This window comes from candidate division WOR-3 bacterium, assembly GCA_039803545.1.
In the GTDB taxonomy this organism is placed as follows: Bacteria; Hydrothermota; Hydrothermia; order UBA1063; family UBA1063; genus UBA1063.
In genome coordinates this window covers 274,837-293,838 of record JBDRYS010000002.1, presented here as the reverse complement: position 1 = coordinate 293,838, position 19,002 = coordinate 274,837, and the positions used below count along the sequence as shown (strand labels likewise).

General features: G+C 40.6%; 18 protein-coding genes, 1 tRNA gene and 1 pseudogene. 8 read left to right on the top strand and 12 right to left on the bottom strand.

What is annotated here, in order from left to right; genetic code table 11:
• Window position 1 precedes the first annotated feature (1 nt).
• From ABIM45_06465 to ABIM45_06455, 3 genes are read left to right on the top strand one after another with little or no spacing between them, the layout of a single operon-like run.
• Complete coding sequence (locus ABIM45_06465; GenBank protein MEO0239545.1) at window positions 2–184, top strand: PspC domain-containing protein; 183 nt, start codon at window positions 2–4, stop codon at window positions 182–184.
• 1 nt (window position 185) lies between these two features.
• Complete coding sequence (locus ABIM45_06460; GenBank protein MEO0239544.1) at window positions 186–578, top strand: PspC domain-containing protein; 393 nt, start codon at window positions 186–188, stop codon at window positions 576–578.
• Window positions 579–580: 2 nt separating this feature from the next.
• Window positions 581–1,708 (top strand): DUF4097 family beta strand repeat-containing protein, encoded by a 1,128-nt coding sequence (locus ABIM45_06455; protein ID MEO0239543.1) that lies wholly within the window; start codon window positions 581–583, stop codon window positions 1,706–1,708.
• Between the two features lie 15 nt (window positions 1,709–1,723).
• On the opposite strand, the gene ABIM45_06450 is transcribed toward ABIM45_06455, so the two are convergent.
• Together ABIM45_06450 and ABIM45_06445 are read right to left on the bottom strand one after the other, a co-directional pair.
• Window positions 1,724–1,796, bottom strand: a tRNA-Ile gene (locus tag ABIM45_06450).
• Between the two features lie 59 nt (window positions 1,797–1,855).
• The gene (locus tag ABIM45_06445) at window positions 1,856–2,272 is read right to left on the bottom strand and encodes a DUF296 domain-containing protein (GenBank protein ID MEO0239542.1); all 417 of its coding nucleotides are present in this window, start codon (window positions 2,270–2,272) and stop codon (window positions 1,856–1,858) included.
• A 638-nt stretch (window positions 2,273–2,910) separates the two neighbouring features.
• Between ABIM45_06445 and ABIM45_06440 the strand changes: the two genes are divergently transcribed.
• Window positions 2,911–3,393, top strand: coding sequence for a hypothetical protein (locus ABIM45_06440; protein MEO0239541.1), 483 nt, complete (start codon window positions 2,911–2,913; stop codon window positions 3,391–3,393).
• Here ABIM45_06440 and ABIM45_06435 read toward each other — a convergent pair whose 3' ends face one another.
• Window positions 3,394–4,461, bottom strand: a complete 1,068-nt coding sequence (locus ABIM45_06435) for a glycosyltransferase family 2 protein (protein ID MEO0239540.1) — start codon at window positions 4,459–4,461, stop codon at window positions 3,394–3,396. It abuts the gene before it with no gap.
• Window positions 4,462–4,932: 471 nt separating this feature from the next.
• Between ABIM45_06435 and ABIM45_06430 the strand changes: the two genes are divergently transcribed.
• Both ABIM45_06430 and ABIM45_06425 read left to right on the top strand, forming a co-directional pair.
• On the top strand, window positions 4,933–5,373 hold the full coding sequence (locus tag ABIM45_06430) for a chromate resistance protein ChrB domain-containing protein (protein ID MEO0239539.1): 441 nt from the start codon (window positions 4,933–4,935) through the stop codon (window positions 5,371–5,373).
• Window positions 5,374–5,375: 2 nt separating this feature from the next.
• Entirely contained in the window at window positions 5,376–6,581 is a 1,206-nt protein-coding gene (locus tag ABIM45_06425; protein MEO0239538.1) for an MFS transporter, read from the top strand.
• 77 nt (window positions 6,582–6,658) lie between these two features.
• Here the strand turns inward: ABIM45_06425 and ABIM45_06420 are convergent.
• A pseudogene (locus ABIM45_06420) lies at window positions 6,659–6,805 on the bottom strand (GNAT family N-acetyltransferase).
• A 366-nt stretch (window positions 6,806–7,171) separates the two neighbouring features.
• Between ABIM45_06420 and ABIM45_06415 the strand changes: the two are divergent.
• Complete coding sequence (locus ABIM45_06415) at window positions 7,172–7,333, top strand: hypothetical protein (GenBank protein MEO0239537.1); 162 nt, start codon at window positions 7,172–7,174, stop codon at window positions 7,331–7,333.
• Window positions 7,334–7,459: 126 nt separating this feature from the next.
• Here the strand turns inward: ABIM45_06415 and ABIM45_06410 are convergent, their stop codons facing one another.
• Both ABIM45_06410 and ABIM45_06405 read right to left on the bottom strand, forming a co-directional pair.
• Window positions 7,460–8,992: a T9SS type A sorting domain-containing protein gene (locus ABIM45_06410; protein MEO0239536.1), complete on the bottom strand. Its 1,533-nt coding sequence runs from the start codon at window positions 8,990–8,992 to the stop codon at window positions 7,460–7,462.
• Window positions 8,993–9,042: 50 nt separating this feature from the next.
• Window positions 9,043–12,180 carry a T9SS type A sorting domain-containing protein gene (locus ABIM45_06405; protein ID MEO0239535.1) on the bottom strand — a complete coding sequence of 1,046 codons (3,138 nt, stop codon included), beginning with the start codon at window positions 12,178–12,180 and terminating at the stop codon, window positions 9,043–9,045.
• 169 nt (window positions 12,181–12,349) lie between these two features.
• Between ABIM45_06405 and ABIM45_06400 the strand changes: the two genes are divergently transcribed.
• Window positions 12,350–13,576 carry a DUF438 domain-containing protein gene (locus ABIM45_06400; protein ID MEO0239534.1) on the top strand — a complete coding sequence of 409 codons (1,227 nt, stop codon included), beginning with the start codon at window positions 12,350–12,352 and terminating at the stop codon, window positions 13,574–13,576.
• A 58-nt stretch (window positions 13,577–13,634) separates the two neighbouring features.
• On the opposite strand, the gene ABIM45_06395 is transcribed toward ABIM45_06400, so the two are convergent.
• From ABIM45_06395 to pstS, 6 genes are all read right to left on the bottom strand, one after another.
• Window positions 13,635–14,255: a glycerol-3-phosphate acyltransferase gene (locus ABIM45_06395; protein MEO0239533.1), complete on the bottom strand. Its 621-nt coding sequence runs from the start codon at window positions 14,253–14,255 to the stop codon at window positions 13,635–13,637.
• Between the two features lie 544 nt (window positions 14,256–14,799).
• A complete protein-coding gene (phoU, locus tag ABIM45_06390; protein ID MEO0239532.1) occupies window positions 14,800–15,462 on the bottom strand; it encodes a phosphate signaling complex protein PhoU in 663 nt (220 codons plus the stop codon).
• A 10-nt stretch (window positions 15,463–15,472) separates the two neighbouring features.
• Complete coding sequence (gene pstB / locus ABIM45_06385; protein ID MEO0239531.1) at window positions 15,473–16,231, bottom strand: phosphate ABC transporter ATP-binding protein PstB; 759 nt, start codon at window positions 16,229–16,231, stop codon at window positions 15,473–15,475.
• Window positions 16,219–17,043 (bottom strand): phosphate ABC transporter permease PstA, encoded by an 825-nt coding sequence (pstA, locus tag ABIM45_06380; GenBank protein ID MEO0239530.1) that lies wholly within the window; start codon window positions 17,041–17,043, stop codon window positions 16,219–16,221. The genes pstB and pstA overlap by 13 nt, the downstream gene beginning before the upstream one ends.
• The gene (pstC, locus tag ABIM45_06375; protein ID MEO0239529.1) at window positions 17,040–17,975 is read right to left on the bottom strand and encodes a phosphate ABC transporter permease subunit PstC; all 936 of its coding nucleotides are present in this window, start codon (window positions 17,973–17,975) and stop codon (window positions 17,040–17,042) included. The genes pstA and pstC overlap by 4 nt, the downstream gene beginning before the upstream one ends.
• Entirely contained in the window at window positions 17,972–19,000 is a 1,029-nt protein-coding gene (gene pstS / locus ABIM45_06370) for a phosphate ABC transporter substrate-binding protein PstS (protein MEO0239528.1), read from the bottom strand. Before pstS ends, pstC begins: the two co-directional genes overlap by 4 nt.
• Between the last annotated feature and the right edge of the window lie 2 nt (window positions 19,001–19,002).

The window sequence follows — 19,002 nt, the reverse complement described above, 5'->3', positions numbered from 1 at the left end:
GATGAAAAAATTGGTGAGAAAGAAAAAGGGCAGGGTGTTAGGGGGGGTATGTGCTGGGCTTGCCGAATATTTCGGCGTGGATGTTGTCCTTGTAAGATTGATTTTAATAGCACTGATATTGGCCTGGGGAGGTGGACTTTTGTTTTACCTCCTGGCATGGATAATAATACCGAGGGAGGAGTAACATGAAGAAATTCAGGAGAAAAGCAAAGGGGAGAGTGTTAGGTGGGGTTTGTGCAGGGCTCGCTGACTATTTTAATATCGATGTCAGCCTTATAAGGCTTGCTATGGTCCTCCTTGCTCTTGCCGATGGTCTTGGGATTTTGTTTTACATTCTTGCCTGGATTGTTGTGCCAGAAGAGGATGGAGAGGAAAAGAAAGAAGAAGGTGGGGTTGAAGAGCAGAGTAGCCCAAACGTACAAGTTGTCGGTGGTATTTTCCTTGTACTTCTTGGCCTTTACTTTCTTGTTAAAAACTACTTTGGGCTTTTCCTTCCCTTTGAAAAAGTGTGGCCCGTTTTCCTCATTATCCTTGGCGTGTGGGTGATAGTCAAAGGGTTTAATAGGAAGGAGGGGTAGCCATGAAAAAAAGAGGCGGGCAGATATGGCTCGGAATTTTATTCCTGATTTTTGGTGTCCTTTTTCTTTTGAAGAACTTTGGATTCATTACCGAGAGCGTTTGGAGTATCGTTGGAAGATTCTGGCCACTTATACTGGTTTTAATTGGCCTTGAAATGATCGTAAAAGACAAGGTTGCAAGGGGCATCATTGCCGTAATTTTTCTTTTGATCTTTCTTTTGCTAATCATCTTTCCGCCAAGGAGTACCGAAAGGGTCCACAGGTTTAGAAGGAATATAGTAAAAAGTGAAACGGTGCTCGATAGTTCCTCCACCTTTGTCCTTAATGAAGACTTGAAAGGCATAGAGTCGATCGAGATCAAAGTGGATAAGATAAAAAGGCTCGATATCTATGTGAAAGAAGGGTTAGATAACAAAATGGAATCGCAGATGTTCATAAGCGGTAAGAAGGGTGAGTTTTTCCCTGACTCCATTGAGTACAATTTTTCGAGACTTGGTAAAAGGGGAATTTTGACTATCAGGGATAAAAGGAGCGTAGCAGAAAGGGTGCGTGGGTTTTGGAGCGAAAAAGGGTATGAAGGGAAATTGGAGATTAGGATTCCAAAGGGTCTTAGTTTAGCAATTGAGAATGTCAACGGGGATGTAGACATTGAAGGTCTCAAGATGAAGGACGTGGAGATTAATCTTGTGAATGGAGATTTAAAGCTTAAAGATTTGGACCTTAACAACTTTGAACTTTCCGTGGTCAATGGGGATGTGGAGGCGGAGAGCCTCATTGCAAAGGAAAATATTGAGTTTTCACTTGTCAATGGGGACTTTGAAATTGATGAAGCGATGGGTAAGGTCCTAAAAGTCAGTGGAATTAATGGAAGCCTTAAACTTGGTGAAAAAACTGAGTTTGACATGGTAAAGGTAGATTTGGTAAACGGAGATATAGTTTGTACCATTACACCGACCTGGCTTCGTGGGGTTGTCAATCTGAAAACGGTATCCGGTGATGTTGAGCTTAAAAAGATGGGTGTTGATAAACTCCCGCTGAGAATCAAAAAGGGTCTAAAGGAAGAAGGTGAAGAGCCTTCTAAGGCTAAGATTTTTGTCGAGACAGTTACAGGAAGTGTTACCGTTGAATAGGTCCAAAATAAAATGTGGGCCCGCAGGGACTCGAACCCCGAACCAACGGATTATGAGTCCGCTGCTCTGCCGGTTGAGCTACGGGCCCACGTAATATAATTATAAAATCCCCCTTCCGTAATTTCAAGAGCTAAGAATTGTTTATGCTTATTTTACAAATCTCAATTTTTTGAGTCCTCCATCTTCCCTACGAATTACTGGTATGTCATAGGTGATTAAAAACATTTCGAGGGTGTTACAAATGCGGGCTTCGATGAAATGGCCTCCCATTACTTGACCGTTTCTTAGGCCTACAATGATGTGGAGATGATATTTAGGATCGGTTTTAGGTGTAATTAATCCGGAAATTCCGAGAAGTTCCGATGGCTCATCAATTTCGTGAATTTCGTAGTTTTTACCATTCCAGTAGCCCATCCTTATCTTCTCCAGCATTCCGAGGGCAGAGGCAATCACAAGGAGTGGAGTTCCCTTTTCCCTTTCGGCAATCTCCTTCAAATTGCCCGCCAGGTCTTCACCGTGTTCCATTACCACTGCAATGTAAGATCCCTCTTTTGTGAGCTCCATATAACCTCCCGGATAAATTATAAAAGTTGCGGTTTGAATTCAAGTTGTAAAGAGTTTTCAAACTTGGAAGGTTATTTGATTAAAAGAGGCGCTGAAAAGGAGAAGAGTTTTTCTTTTACAATATGGGCGGAATTGCTTAAACGGGTCAATATGAAAAGTTAAAGATTCGTAGAAAATGATTTAATTTTCGAAGGCAGTTTTTCTACCTGCTGCGGGTTCAAAGGCGAAAGGAAATAACATAATCAGAGATTGATGGGGTGAGAATAAAGGTATTTTCAACGGTGAAGTTCTTAAAACTTTTAAGCTTGGGCGAGGTTCAACTTTTGAAGTTTTTATGGAAGAATGCAGAGATAGCCAATGGGTGAAAAGGCTTAGTTTTAAACATAATGTTGAGATGTGGGAATTTTGAAACGGTTTTAGAGAGTGAATTTAAAAGGTGCTTTCAGCTAAAAATTTTGTTAAAAAAACATTCCGTCCTGCTATGTAAAATAGAACGGGATTTGTAAGAAATTTACACATTTATTTCCAATTTACGACCAGAGATGTCCTTTAACAAGAAAAATTGGGCAGTTGAGGTTAAAGAGTGCCTTTTACTTCTCCTTTCCAGTTCGCTTTTTGTTCCTTAAAATTTCTAAGGTATGAGTTTACTTATAATTAACTTTCTCTTCTGGCTTGTGGTGATGTTTTTTGCGGGAATTATTGTCCATTTTATTCCACCGGAGTTTTATGATGCCAATAATTTTCTTTTTAGGCCCAGGAAGTTTGAGTTTGATGGGCGGCTCTACACTACTCTTTTTGCCATAAAGAAATGGAAAGATAGGCTTCCCGAGTGTGGGGAATTTTTCAAGTTCAATCCCTTTAATAAGAAGAAGTTGCAAAAGATGAAAGACCTCAATTATTTTGAGAGATTTATCCTTGAGACCTGCAGGGCTGAGCTAACCCACTGGATTCCAATTTTGCTTTATCCTGTTTCCCTTTTGTGGAATCCTTATTCTGCCAGTATTTATCTTTTGATCTTTGTGCTTGTAACTAATCTTCCCTTTTTGATAATCCAGAGGTACAATAGAATCCGATTTCTCAGGGTAGTTTATAAGTTAAGGTTGGAAGAACAGCCTGTTTAATTAGCCTTTTGTGGAAATCTTTACCCCTTTCCACTCAACAGCACCGAGTACGTGAGTTGCATAGAAGGAGTAAGCAATTACTGAAAGGGTAAAGGCAACAAAGAGGGGGTAAATAACAGGCACTATGGGCCAGAAGTTTCCGACTCTTTTAAGAAAATGGAAAATGAGGGCTGCGTACATTATGTAAATATAATGGAAGGGTGGCGTTGTGATAAATAGAAATGGTATTAAGGAGCCCAATAGAAAGATTAGTATCGGTATAACTATTCCCCAATCTACCGTTGCTGTCCCGAGGGCGGAATTTTTGGTCCAACCTTTCCAGAGCTCTTTAAAACCGCCAGGGTACATTCTGAAAGATATGTCTTCCCCACCAAGGAAGTTTTTTATGGGGATGCCCTTTTTTGCAAGTAAATTTCCCAGTTTGAAATCTTCAACGACCTCCTTCTTTAAGGCCTCGTGAGTCCCTATTTCTTCGTAGTGAGTGCGTTTTATTGCAATTAAGGGACCATAAAGTCCTTTGATTGTGACTCTTTTTGAAATGAGAGAAAAGCTCCGGGAGGCCATCGATGAAATAATGGCGTAAATAGCACTGAAATTTTCATAGAAATGAACTATGTTGTGATATGGCCAAACGGAAATAACACCTTCAAAATCCTCCAGTTCTCCAACAATTTTCTCGAGGGCGCAAGGAGAGTCGAAACGGACATCGGCATCCACAAAGAGAAGGATTTCACCCTTCGCCCTTTTATATCCCGTATAGCATGCAAAGGGCTTTCCTAAGAAGTCCTTCGGTTTGTCTTTAATTTCGATAACCTTTGCGCCTAAGGATCTGGCGACCTGTGCAGTGTTGTCCTTGGATTGGTCGTCAACAACGATTACTTCATAATTTTTGTAGGTCTGTTTTTTAAGGCTGTTTAAGAGATTGGGTAGGTTGTGGGCTTCGTTTCTTGCGGGTATAATGATTGACAAGAAAAGATCTTGCTTTTTTGCTTTTTTCTGAAGAAAAACGGGCTTGGTAAACAAAAATAAGCCCGCTAAAATCCCAAGAATAGATAAAACAAAAAGCATGTTATTGAATTATAAGGAGTTAGGTTTGAAAGGGCAAGGAGGCGGCATTCCTCAAAATTAATCTACTAAAGATGGGATTGTTTCATCAAAAATAACAAAACGACAACTATACTGTATCCTTTTGTACTATGAGCGAGGAGCAACGTATTATTGATTAATACCATGAAGATAGTGAAATAACAGCAACAATCAAATTGTAAAGGGAGCTTGACAGGGCTTACAAGAAAAGTAAAGTCTCCAATGGGCGTCGGACCAATAATAGGCGATCGTTTAAATATACTTGATTTTTGGGAATACATAGTTTGTGAAATTAGTATCGTTAAAAATGCATGACTTCATATCGGGGGATTGAACAAAGATCTTTTAATTGAATGGATATTTCATAAACACCGAATTTTTTGAAATTTTGCTATTTTTGTAAAAAGTAATAAAATAAGACTTAGCAACTTACGATTTTATAAGGAGGCGATTATGAAATGGGTAACAAGAGCACATGTGCATGTTGATAGGGTTGCATGTCCTTGGCTTATAAAAAGGTTTATTGATTCAGAGGCTGAGTTTTTGTTTGTTGCACCATCAATGGTAAAGAAAATAGCAGAAGAAACAGGAGCGATTCCATTTGACGCGGAAGGTGTGGAGTTGGGGCATAAGGATGGACACTGCAGTTTTGTTACAATCCTGGAAAAATATGGCTTGAAAGACCCCGTTCTTAAAAGAATGGCAGATATTGTTAATGCGGCGGACACTGGGAATCTCCATGCGGATCCTTATGCGCCTGGGCTTGAAGCGATTGCCTCTGGATTTTCGCTGATGTTTCCTGATGACATCGAGAATCTTGAAAGACAATTTCTGATTTATGATGCACTTTATGCGTTTTTAAAATTGAAATTAGCAAAGGAAAATTGCAAATAAATATGGATTTAACGAAAAAGCCTTTTTTAAAAAGAATAATTGATTTTCTTGGCTTGAATAAAACAATGATCACCATGCTCATAATGGTGATATTCCTTGGGCTTGGTGAGAGAATGGCAGAGCGATTTCTACCGCTTTACATTGTTGCGGTAGGTGGATCTTCTGCATTTGTTGCATTTTTAAATGGGATGGATAACCTGCTGGGTGCACTCTATGCATTCCCCGGAGGGTATCTAAGCGACAGGATTGGCTACAAAAAGTCATTAATTGTTTTTATTGTAATGGCAATGATTGGCTATCTTATTGTCATAATCTTCCCGGGATGGAAGGCAGTGCTTATTGGCGCAGTTTTCTTTATTTCCTGGAGTGCAATTTCGCTTCCTGCTATTATGAGCCTTGTTTCTAAATCCGTGAAGAAGGAAAAGCAAACAATGGGTGTTTCCCTCCATTCTCTTGTAAGAAGGATACCTATGGGGCTTGGTCCCATACTTGGTGGAGCACTCATAGGCGTTTATGGGACGGTTATTGGTGTAAAGGTTGCTTTTTTGTGTGCGCTTGTCCTTGCACTTGTATCTATCTTCTTTATTAGAAAATATATGGCAGAGGACCCTTCAATTAAAGGGAAGGGGATGAGCCTAAAAGAGCCTTTTTCGGGGATAAACCCAGAACTTAGGGTATTGCTTATATCTGACATCCTCATCAGGTTTGCGGAGCAAATACCATATGCATTTGTTGTAATCTGGGTTGTTAATTACCTTCATTTTAGTGCGCTTCAATTTGGTGTGCTTACAGCAATTGAGATGACAACAGCAATGCTTGTGTATATACCGATTGCGTACCTTGCAGACAAATTTGGCAAGAAACCTTTTGTTGTAATAACATTTATCTTTTTTACAATCTTCCCTCTTATTATCTACTACTCAAGGACTTTCGAAACGCTTGTCGCTGCATTTATAATAAGGGGTTTGAAAGAATTTGGTGAACCTACAAGAAAATCCCTCATACTTGACCTTGCACCAGCGGATGCAAAGGCATCGACATTTGGCACATACTATCTTATTCGCGATGTAATTGTATCTATTGCGGCATTTTCAGCAGGGTTTTTGTGGAACATTAGCCCAAAGGTAAATTTTATGACGGCGTTTAGTTTTGGCATTTTGGGGACATTGATATTCCTTTTTTTTGGGAAGGAGAAGCGCCTCGCCTAACTTTTTGTCATTCGGTAAAAAGTGAATTGCGTTGAGGGTAAGTGTTATTCATTAATAATTTGTAGCTTAAAGTTTTTTTATAGATTTACAGCAGTTTCCTTTTCTATATCAAGTGAAGTGTATTTAAGATTTCTTCTTTTTGCAGTCTGTTCTGCATGAAGCATAAGTTTTGTGCCAAAGCCTGAGCCTCTAAATTCAGGGTACATTGGAAGTTTTAAGATATAGTATTCATTTGGAAAATTTTTCCTATCACTCTACATGCCTCCAAGAGGTTTTTATAATTGCAAGGTTGTTTTCTTTTGCCGTATGCATTATGTTAAAAAATGTGCTCAGTGATTGAAGGGATGCTTCTTTGTAATCGTATCCATAAAGCAGTCCTGCATTTTTCCTTGAATTTCAATAAATATAATGTGTTTATAACTGCAGAGGTTTTTCACGTTTTTATAAGGTGAACGGCATTCCTCAAAGTTTATCTACTTGAAATGGGATTGCTTCACCAAAAATAACAAAATAATAAAACGACCACTATCCTGCATCCTTTTGTACTATGAGCGAGGAGCAACGCGTTATTGAGTAATCCCCTGAAGATAGTGAAATTAAAAGAAGCAATAATCAAATTGCAAAGGAAGCTCGACAGGGCTTACAACAAAAATGAGAAGCCTCCAATGGTTATCAGAACAATAATAGGCTATCGTTGGAGTAGATGTAATGTTGAGGAAACGCGAAGGGATGCAAAAATTGCACAGGGATGATGAAAGGAAGAGAGGTTTTAATTAAAGAAATTTCGGAGCTTATAGAGCACTTATCTATTTGTTTTAAGAACAATTTGCATCTTCTTTGAGCTTGATGATATTAATTGAACCTGTTTCGATCTTAAATTAATTTAGAACGATGATTCTAAAGATTAATTCTCTGCCCTTCTGTCTTACCTTTCCCAGATAAACGCCCTGAGGCAAAGTGATTTCTTTTTGTGGGGCCGATTTTGCTTTAAATACGATTTGTCCAGTAGCAGAGTAGATTTCTAAGTAATCGATATCACCTAAAAGGTTTGAAATGGATGAAAGGTCTAAAGTACCATCTTTGGAAAAAAGGACTTTTTCGCCCTTTTCCTTTACGCATTGGATGATTAATTCTTTGAGTGTCGTGTTTTTATCCTCATGTGGCGGATTGCAATTATCCCTTGCCCTAACCATGAAATAATATGTTCCAGGTGGAAGGGCTGGTATGCGAAAGCGGACAAGATTATTTACCACTTGATATGTTAAGGGACCAATGGAGTCTGCGGCTTCTTCAGGTGAATTAAAGGGAGAAGTTGAATAGTACACGTAGTAATTAACGGGGGGCGTTTGGTCTTCGGCAAGGCCAGCAAGAATTTCAATGGAGTCACCCTGGTAATTTATATCGTAAACCCCAATGTGACTTTTCCAAGTAGGTGGGTTGTGGTCTTCGAGGTGATTGTGGAATACGCCGTAGGTTATGGTATCAAGAAGTATGTAAGTTACATAGGAGAGCCAGTGGTTCTCCACTATGGTATATTGAATTTGATTATGTAACATCGTTTCATAAGAGGACTGAGAAGGGTTAAGGTAATCGAGGGCAAAGACAGTGAACCCGTCAGGTTGTGAAGCCTCTTCATTAACCCATACTGCCCAATTGTTTCTGTTTTCTTCAAAATCGGGTGAGACGATACCCGTGTCGGCTTGCCAGTCCCAGGAAGTGTAGTAATCTTCGAATAAAAGTCCGTTTATGTAGGGCCTGATATTGTAAGGTGTATTTTGATACCAGTTCGGTGAAAAATAGAAAAGCCCTCTATTTGCAATGAGGATTTTTTGAGGATACCTTTCTCTTAAATGTTGAATAAGTTGAGACATACCACGATAGGTCCAGAAGTAAGGGCCCCAGGGGTTTGCGGTATCAATGGTATCGAGGAAAAATCCGTCAAATCCCCTTGCCTGTAAAGCATCGGCCCTGGCGTCAACATATTGCCACCACAGGGTATCACCTGCGTTTACATAGTAGCTTCCCCAAGTTCCATTTCTGTCAGGGAGTCCATTGTGGTCGGCATCATCAAGATAAAAAGAGGCAAAACCGTTGTTGGTGTAGATAATTGAGCTACTGAGAGTGTCATAATAGCAGGGACCTCTTCCATCTCCGACAATATTTCCAGAATCTACCTCTCCAATAGAAAGATAGGCAATTACAATCACATCATCATCGGTCCCAGAAATCCCATCATGCCCCTTTTTGAGACTTTGAAGCTGTTCATCAGAAATAGCGGAGGGCTCCAGAATAACAAGGTCAAAATCCTTTGCCCTAAACAAAATGTCGTCGTTCCATTCCCCGTAATACACAAGATAATCACTATCGGGGGTTAACCCCGCTATAGGGCCGGCGGAAAGTAAAAAATACAATAAGATACTTATAACACCCTCCTTAAAAAGTCGTCTCTAAAGTGCTAAATTTATTTGACTAATACCACCTTGTAGATCTTCTTATTATTTCCAAATTCAGCATTCACGAAATAGATTCCGTTAGGGAAGGTCCCAAGGTCAATTTTGCCATTACCCTTTAGGTTATAGGTATCGCTTTTTACAATTCTTCCAGAAACGTCGGCAACTTGGATTTTTACGGTGTTCTCTAAGGCATTTTCGAAAGTCAGAGTAATGGTTTTTCCTCCTGCGATCTTAAGATCAAATTTGCGAGTTAGATTTTCGCTTATAGGCAATATAATCGATGGATCGGCGAATTCCGAAGAACTTCCCTTCGGACTTGTAGCAAGAGCAGTAATGTAAACACTTGAAAAGTCAGGATTTGAGTAGGTTGTGGTAAAGGTCCAATTGCCCTCTCCGTCAGATGTGGTTTCTCCAAGGTAAACTTTTCCATTATAAGAGTTAGAACCATCATCTCCTTCATATACCTCAACCTTTGAGTAGGGAAGCGTGTTTGTCCCTTCGACGGTGAGGGTCTGGGTGGATTGGATGTAGCTGGTCCTTAAGATCACCAGGCGTGGAATTCCTTCGTTGGCGTAATCACCAATGTAAATGCCTTTTCCTGTATTACCTTCAAAGGAGGAGCGGGAAATGGTGTTGTAATTTGCCGAATCCTCGCTGGTTCCATAAAGGTAAACTCCGTAGGTATTGGTTTTGAAGGTGTCTGCGAGAATGAGAATGGAATCAGCCTTGGAGTTCTCGATACCTGAGGTATTGTTTTCAAATCGGTTGTATTTAATGGAAAGGCCCTTTGCCTTCGATGTAAAGATTTGAAGGCCCGTGATGTTCCTGTAAAAAACATTCCCCAGGTTTTCATCGCCAATGATAAATCCGAAGGCATTGTTTCCCTCGGGCAAATTCCAATCGTACAGGGCTAAGCCTACGTCCTGGTCCCTTGTGTCCCGAGTATCGCCTATGAAGTTTTTGTAAATTTTTAGATCCCTGAGGCCGTTTGTTTCACCACGGTATCCCGTCACAAGGAAACCTATCCAACCGTTGTTTAAGATGGAATCGCCTTGAAGGTAGGCGGATTGGATTGTGGTCCCCTGATCGCACCTTATGTAAATGCCGATGGAGTCAGAGTTTGCTACTTTTGTATTTAAAATGGTATCGTTTTGAACCGGATTTGTACCATAGGTTGAATTCCATGCCAAAATTCCCCAGAAATTGTTAGCAATGTTGGAGTTTGAAACTTTGAAGTTTACGTTGTCGATTACCGTGATTCCACCTTTACCGTAGTAATCAGCGTTAATTTTGCCACAATTCTCGACGTTGGTACTATCTATGTTGATCTCAAGGGCACCGTAGCTTGATGAGGCACTGCGGCCATAGATTCCGTGATAGAGTGCGTTCTTAAAATTAGAACCAGAAATTGTAACCTTTGCGGGACCATATATAGTTCCATAGTCCAAAGAGGTACCGGAAAAGTCACCCGTGTAAAATCCACAAAGAGTGGAATCTACCGTGACTCCTTTTATTATGAGGTTGTTTACTGAGGTTTCGCTACCAACTTTGAGATTTATGGCGGTTCGGAATTTTTTGAGGGTTAGGCCTGAAATTTCAATATTATTTATGTTTTCCCACAAGGAATCTGTTCTAATGACTATGCCGTTTATTGTGGTATCGCCGGTAAGGCTTAGCTGGTTAAGACCCATGAGAACGGTGGGTCTTAAAAGGAAAAGGGGTTGAGTTAGATTTATGTCTGCTGGAACCCTCATTAAAATCGTATCTTGGTCTAAGTCGCTGTTTGCTACATTAATTGCGTCGGCTAAAGTACCTGATCCACTGGCATCTGCAGAATAAACTTCAAGCAGTTTGTTAGACTGGTTGATAATGTTGTTTGGCGAGATGTTGTTTTTGCTTCTATAAAATCCAAGGTAAGTATTAATTGTGCTTGTTCCGTTTGTGTTCGAAGAATTTGGCACTATGCCGTAGGCAAGATTGTCTGCATTATTGTATAAATAAATCACCATATAAAAGGAATCGGGGTTTCCTATATCGCTCCAGGGAATGGAGATTTCGTTGGTGCCATTGGTTTCGCTCCCCGCAAAGAATTGACCATTGAAGGTTGTTACACTCCAGCTACCAGAGGAATATACCAACCTTTGTGCATTAAATGGACCATAGATGTGAAAGCCATAGTCCGCTTTAAAGGGTAAGTTGATACCTGTGGCGGAAATAGAAGAACCCTTTCCGAAGTTTTTATGTTTCTGTGGATCAGTGTCAAAGTAGATGTGAAGGTCGTAGTTAGGCGTTCCTTCTAAGGATTGGAAGATATACCCGATGTAAATACTTTCAGCATCCCAGGTCACATAAGCGTTCCACCAGCCCGTGGTATAGAATTGCTCATCGGTCATATAGCCTTCCTGGGATAAGATTCCGTCCAGAATCACAAAGTAGTTCGGAGTTCTTGCGGTGGAAAGATTCAGTTCGTACATCTCGGATATAAAGTCCGAATCGGTCCAGTTATTATCGGCAACATCATCTTCGCAGGGGATGGCATCAACGGCTGAGGACCCATCACCACCTGCTACAAAGGCAGAGATTGCTATGGAAGTCGGATTTCCAAGGCTGCTTAAAGGGATCACTATCTCGAGGGTTTGAAGACCCGTCGAAGCATCGCCGGTAAATTCATACCTCTCACCCCTCGTAAGAGTGGTATAGTTCCAACCATTCCCTGTGTAGGTGCAAAGATTTGAAGAGGTTACTGAGCCTGTGTCTCCATTCCACCAGAAATAAATTTCGTAATTGGCATCCCTTCCGTTGTCAAAGCCGATCTTTCTTCCCCACGCATCGCTGGGATCTGGGCCACCTGTATATCCAGAGACTCCAATGACATCGATGGCAAAGCCATAGGCTACATTCCAGCTCGCGGTGTTGTTTGTCTTGAGAAAGATGTAAAGGTTGATGTTATCCCAGGTTACAAAGAGAGAATCGAGGTTTGCGCCGGCGTTGGCATTTTGTGTAGAGTAACCAAGAAATTGATAACCTGAAAGAGCTCTTTCATTTTTCCTCAGGTAACCATCTGTTACGCTACCTGTACCAGGATTGTTGTAGGTGGTGGCAAGGAGTAAACCAGCCCATCCCAACATCAACATAACTTTTTTCATAACAACCCTCCTGATATGTGTTTAAAAATGTAATCTTTTCAGTTTGAACTGTCAATGGCTTAGACAGAAGGGCTGGGCTGAATTTGTGAATTAAAGTCAAATTTGGTGTTTGATTTTCATCTTTTACCCATTATCATATTCCTACTATTTAGTAGGAAAAGGAGGCGCCATGAGTGAACTCTTTGGGAAAGAACTCGATAAAAAGAAAGAGGCTCTTAAAGAGCTTATAAGAAAAATACACGAAGGTGAAAATCCTGAAGAATTGAAGAGGAGGTTCAGAGAGAATTTCGGTGACGTTACCAGCGAGGAAATTGCGAGGGTTGAGGAAGACCTTATAAAGGAAGGTTTTCCACGGGATGAGATCATCCGATTATGTGAGGTCCATTTAGCAGTTTTTAGAGAGTCGGTACAAAGGGAGCAGACTGCTGCAGGAAAGACTTCTCCCTTCCATCCGGTAAATATTTTAATGAAAGAGCATGAGATAATGCTGGAAAACGCGAAAAGATTAGTGGGTTTGCTTAAAGAACACACCCTCGAATCCTTCTTACAGGACGAAAAAGCCTTTTCAACGTTGGAAAACTTGGTTCATCACTTTAAGGAGGCCGAAAAACACTATTTGAGAGAGGAGAATGCACTTTTTCCCCTTCTTGAAAAATATGGAGTTACGGAGCCGCCCAAGATCATGTGGATGGAACACGATTTGATAAGAGAAATTAAGAAAAATCTTTATGCCCATTATGAAAAATTCAAAAAGGCACCGAACTCTGAAGATTTCATCGCAATGGCAAATTTTGCTGAAAAATTGCTGAATACTATTAACAGCCACTTTTTCAAGGAAAATTCCGTTTTATTCCCAACGGCACTTAGAGTGGCAAAGGAAGAAGAGTGGCAGAAAGTAAAAAGAGACTTTGATGAGATAGGTTATTGCTGCTTTTATCCACAGCCTCAGCTTTTGAAGGAAAAGAGTGAGGAGGTGGGGGTTACGGAGGAGATTATTAAGTTGCCCAGTGGTTCTTTCACCCTAAAAGAGCTTATAGCAGTTTTGAATACCCTCCCCGTTGACATTACCTTTGTAGACAAGAATGACGAAGTTAAGTTTTTTAACGAGACTAAGGACAGAATCTTTGTTAGAACCCGGGGAGTTATAGGTAGGAAGGTTCAGAATTGCCACCCTCAGAAAAGTCTTCACGTGGTTGAGAAAATTCTGGATGAATTTAAAAAAGGAACAAGGGATGTGGCAGATTTCTGGATCTGGGTAAAGGATAGGTACATTTTCATAAGGTATTTTGCGGTGAGGGACGAGAAGGGGGAGTATCTTGGCACATTAGAGGTGAGTCAGGATATTACGGATATAAAGAAGTTAGAGGGCGAGAAAAGATTACTGGACTGGGAATAACAAATTTGGGTTAATTAATAACTTCTCCTTGGAAAGGTTTTTAATTAAATCGGATATTTTACTCTGTTCTGTCCCACACGAAGATATTCCAGAAGGCTTTAAATTTGTCAGAACTTTGCAAGAAATATCTCCATCCCACTACAACCTTTGTCAGGATGAAAACAATGAATAGGCTTAGAGTGAAATATAAAGCCCAGATTTGATTTTTTGTTAGCCACGTAGCAATCACTAAGAGTGTGAAGAAGACGGGGGTTGCTGGTGCCGAACTTTTAATGATCAGCGTAATGAGAACATAAATTACGAAGACTTTGATAGTGATAGAAGGAATTAGATAAAAGGATAAACCTAAAGAGGTTGCAACGCCCCTGCCGTGTCCTTTGAATTTTAGCCAAAGGGGGAAATTATGGCCAATGATTGCTGCAATTCCGGGGATAAAAGACAGTTCCAATGGAATGGAAAGTAGCTGTTTTGAGATTAATATTGCTACAATGCCTTTTGTTGAATCGAAAACAAAAGTTAGAATGGCATAGGGAAGTCCAAGAACTTTGTAAACATTGGATGTGCCAATCTTTTTGAATCCTTGCTTAGTTATATCGATTCCCTTCATTTTACCGAGGAGGTACCCCATGGGAATGGAACCATAAAGATAACTTATCAGGATCGAAATTACGAGATTCATCTTTTTTATTATAAGAAGGATGCTTGCTATAATCAAACCAGTTTGTGTCACCCTCTTTTGAATGAAATAAGCGCTTTTCTAATTGGCTTTTGAGCAGTGAAAGTGCTAGTAAACTGGAATATACCGTAGGCGGTAAGAGGACCCTTGATCCCTACGGGTTGACTGGCTTCTTTTTGCGAGATTAATTGGCGTTGACTATAGGAGTAGAAAAAATTTTTTAAGCAGTTGGATTTAGGTGGGAGTATTGGTGCTATTTGCAAATCCCCAATTTGGGTTGTATTCAAAGCCTTAGAGATTCAGCATAACAGAATTTCAAAAGGAGGTTTGCTTTTAGGTTGTTGTTTGCAGTGCTACAATCCTTGCTGTTTTGAGTTTTTGAAAGATATCGGCCTCTAATTAAAAACGGCGAATTTTTGCTTTGTCCGGGATTATTTCTACTCGTTGTTATTAGTGTGGACCCTTAAACAACAGTTTTTAATGTAATAACAACTCTTTCGCAGAAACAAGTACAATATATTTTTACAGGAGTCAATAGGGAGGAACTTCAGGAATCTTTATAGTGTCCGTGCTTGTAGGTTTTGCCTGTTACCACATATATTACATCTTCCGACAAGTTGGTGGCGTGATCGGCAACTCGCTCTATATTGGATGCAATTGCTGTAAATTCTATCAGCATTTCTGGGGTAATAAGCTGAGTTGAACAAAGAGAGGTAGATTTTTTAACAATTTCCTGATTCAATCTATCAATTTCATCATCCTTTGTGAGAACGGAAGTCGCAAGTGCTGCATCTTCCTTCATATAGGCTTCAATTGATTCTTTAAGCATTTCAAGGGTTTTTGATGCCATAATTGAGATTAGAGTGTAGAGCTCTTTGACTTCTGGATATTGAATCAAAACCATCGAGCTCTGGGCTATATTGGTAGCATGGTCTCCAACTCTTTCAAGGTCGTTGTTCATTTTCAAAATCATAGTTACGGTCCTTAAGACCTTGGCCTTGGGTGCGTAAAGGGCAATGAAATCAAGGCAGAGTTCATCAATTAAATTTTCTTTCTCGTTGGCATAAACTTCGTCTTCCTCAATTACTTTTTTGAGTAATTCCTGATTTCTTGTTAGAAGCCCTTCGATGGCTTTTTTGAACATATTACTCACGTGAGTATGGTAATCTAAAATTTCGGTGTTTAATTCCTTTAGCTTTTCTTCAAGCATCTTATCCTCCTCATCCAAATTTTCCTGATAGAAATTCTTCTGTAACCTTGTTTTCTGGCGTGGTAAATATTTTAGTAGAAGGGCCAAACTCCACCAAAACCCCGTTGTAGAGAAAGGCGACGTAATCTGAAATCCTTGAGGCCTGTCCAATGTTGTGGGTAACTATGAGGATGGTGACTCGTTCTTTTAAATCGACTAAGAGCTCTTCAATCTTTGCAGTGGCTTGAGGATCGAGGGAGGAGGTCGGTTCGTCGAGTAGTATGATGTCGGGATTCATTGCCAACGCCCTTGCGATGCAAAGTCTTTGCTGCTGGCCTCCCGAAAGAAAAGTTCCCTTTTTAAAGAGTTTATCTTTAACCTCTTCCCAGAGTCCCACGCTTCTCAAGTTTTTTTCGACAATCTCATCTCTTTCTTCTTTTTTCAACTTTATTCCGCGAAGGATGTAACCAGCAATGACGTTATCATAGATGCTCATATGGGGGAAGGGATTCGGCTTTTGAAAAACCATTCCAATTTTGGAGCGAACTTCTTCGGGAGGCATTTGGAAGATGTCTTCGTTTTTTAGGTATATTCTTCCTTCGACTTTAACATCTTTATACAATTCGTGCATTCGGTTGATCGACCTGAGAAGTGTTGATTTTCCACAGCCTGAAGGTCCCATAATGGCCGTTATCTTTTTTTCATGGACCTTTAAATTGATGTTGAAGAGTACCTGATGTTCACCATAGAATACATTCAGGTTTTCAACCGTTAAAATTATGCTTTCCATTTTTTCACTCCTAAGCGGGAAATTATACTTACAAGGAAAACAATCAAAATTAAAATCAGGGAAGCCCCCCAGGCAATTTGGTGCCATTCCCTGTAAGGACTGGTAGCGTAGTTGTAAATTAATAGTGGCAAAGCGCTCATCGGCTTTAAAATATTAAGGTTAAGGAATGGGTTTCCAAAGCTGGTAAAGAGTAGGGGGGCAGTCTCTCCCGCTATTCTCGAAAAGCTTGATAGGAGCCCGGTTAATATACCTGGTAGCGCAAAGGGGATTATCACTTTAAGGGTTGTCCTGGTAAAATTCGCACCTAAGGACCTGCTTGCTTCTCTATAGTCCTTTGGTATCATCATAATACTTTCTGCTGTTGCTGTAACTATGTTGGGAATCATCATAATGGCAAGGGCAATACTTCCTGCCAGAGCAGAATATCCTCCCATAGGTTTTACACACCACAGGTAGACAACGATGCCAATTACAATGGAAGGGATTCCAGCTATAAGTCGGGAACTTACAGCGGTGATTTTGCTTATCAATTTGTCAGGAAATTCCGCAACATAAACACCGGCAAGGATCGATATAGGTGAGGCAATAATAGTGGCAATAGTTGTTATGATTAGCGTGCCGACTATGGAGTTTAATGCACCTCCCCTTTCACCCACGGGTCTTTGTATCTTGGATATAAGGTCAAGGTTGAGTGCATTTATTCCCCATTTCAAAAGGGTGATGAGGATTATAAAAAGCGGGGCAATTGTTAAAATCGAAAAGGTTATAATTCCGGCTTTAAAGATTTTGTCCATGTACTTTCTGGTTTTCATTTCCGCACTCTCCTCAAAATCAAAAGGTTACCGGTGAAGTTAAAGATTAAAGTTATTAAGAATAGGACAAGCCCAAGGAATATTAGGCCACTTTGATGCACCCCGGAAGCTTCGTTGAATTGGTTTGCTATAAGGCTGGCGATGGTATTTCCAGGTCCGAAAAGATTGGAAGGGAAGTTACTAAAGTTTCCTATTACCATTGTCACTGCCATAGTTTCTCCTAAGGCCCTTCCTAAGGAAAGAAGAAAGCCTGCTAATATGCCTGATTTGGCAACGGGAAGTATTACCTTCAGGTTTGTTTCATAGGTGTTTGCACCTAAAGCGTAGGAAGCCTCTTCCAGCTCCTCCGGAACCAGTTTCATGACTTCCGATGCAATGGAGGCTGATAAAGGTATTATCATTATTGTTAGAACGAGAACGGCAGTCATTATTCCTACGCCATAAGGTGGATACCCTAATTTTAATTGAAGAATTCTCATGATGGGGGCTAAGGCGAAGAGTCCCCAGAATCCGTAAATTACTGAAGGAATTGCGGCGATAAGGTTAAGAGAAGTGGTTAGAAGGTCTTTTACGCGCTCAGATAAATTTCTTGTTTTAGTAAGGAAGGCAACTGAGAGGGAAAAGGGAATTGAGAGAAGGAGGGCAAGTATGGAGACAAGGATCGTAGTTACGATGAATGGTAGGGCTCCGTAGCTTTCACTTATTGGGTCCCAGACTCTTGAGACAAGAGCTCTTAGGCCGAAGGTTTTAACAAAAGGCCAGCTGGATAGGAAGAGGGTAACTAAAAAGGCGAAAATTACAATGGATACAAGAAGCGCTGAGGCCTTTAAAATTTGGATGAAAATAAAGTCTTCTGATTTATTTCTCTTCAAAAAGGCGAAGGGGGGTAGAATCCCCCCTTCGCCCGTTTTTCCCTTGAAACTTTTAATCATTGAAGCTTCTTACCTTCGAAGGTAAGGGTTGTAAGGTTTTTCTCAATTATTTTTACTACGGATTGCGGGAGAGGCGCGTAATCCAGTTCCTTCGTGTAATGCTGTCCTTCGTGGGTCATCCAGTAGAGTAGTTTGTGAAGCTCCTGGGCCTTTTTCTTGTCTTTTAAGTATGATAAGTCTTTATATACAAGGATCCAGGTGAAACTTGAAATCGGATAACCTTCTGGATTCTCGGTATCCGTGATCGATACCTTCAGGTGTTCAGGAATTTTTACATCTGCTGCCTTTGATATGGATTCAATGTCTGGCTTAACAAATTTCCCCTTCTTATTTTTAATGAGTGCCACAGGCATATTATTCTGCTTTGCATAGGCTAATTCAACGTAGCCAATGGCTCCTTCGATTTGATTGACGAGGGCAGCAACGCCTGCGTTGCCCTTACCCCCTACGCCTTTAGGCCAATTTAAAGTTTTTCCCCTTCCCATTTTTTCTGCCCACTTTATGTCTGCTTTGGTGAGATAGTCTGAGAAAACGAAGGTAGTTCCACTTCCGTCAGACCTATAAACAGGTGTTACTGGTAACTTTGGCAGTTTGATATCCGGATTAATTTTTTGTATTCTTGGATCGTTCCAGTATTTGATGTTGCCGAGGTACATGTCCGCAATTATATCAGGTGTGAGTTTTAGTTCATTAATACCCTTGAGGTTGAAGGTAATAACCACGGCGCCAAGGCAGGTTGGTATATGAAGAACCTCTGAACCGGCTTTACTTTCCTCTTCAGCTGTCATAGGTGCATCGGATCCTGCAAAGTCCACAGTCTTTGCTGTCAGCTGCTGAATTCCACCGCCGGAACCGATAGCCTGGTAGTTGACCTTCACACCCGTGGTTTGGTAATACACATCAAACATTTTGGAGTAGAGTGGGTAGGGGAACGTTGCCCCTGCCCCGGTGAGCTCTACTCCCTGTGCACCTGCAAGGCCTGTTAGAACTAAAAGAAGGGTGCCCAAAAGAAGTTTCTTTACCATTA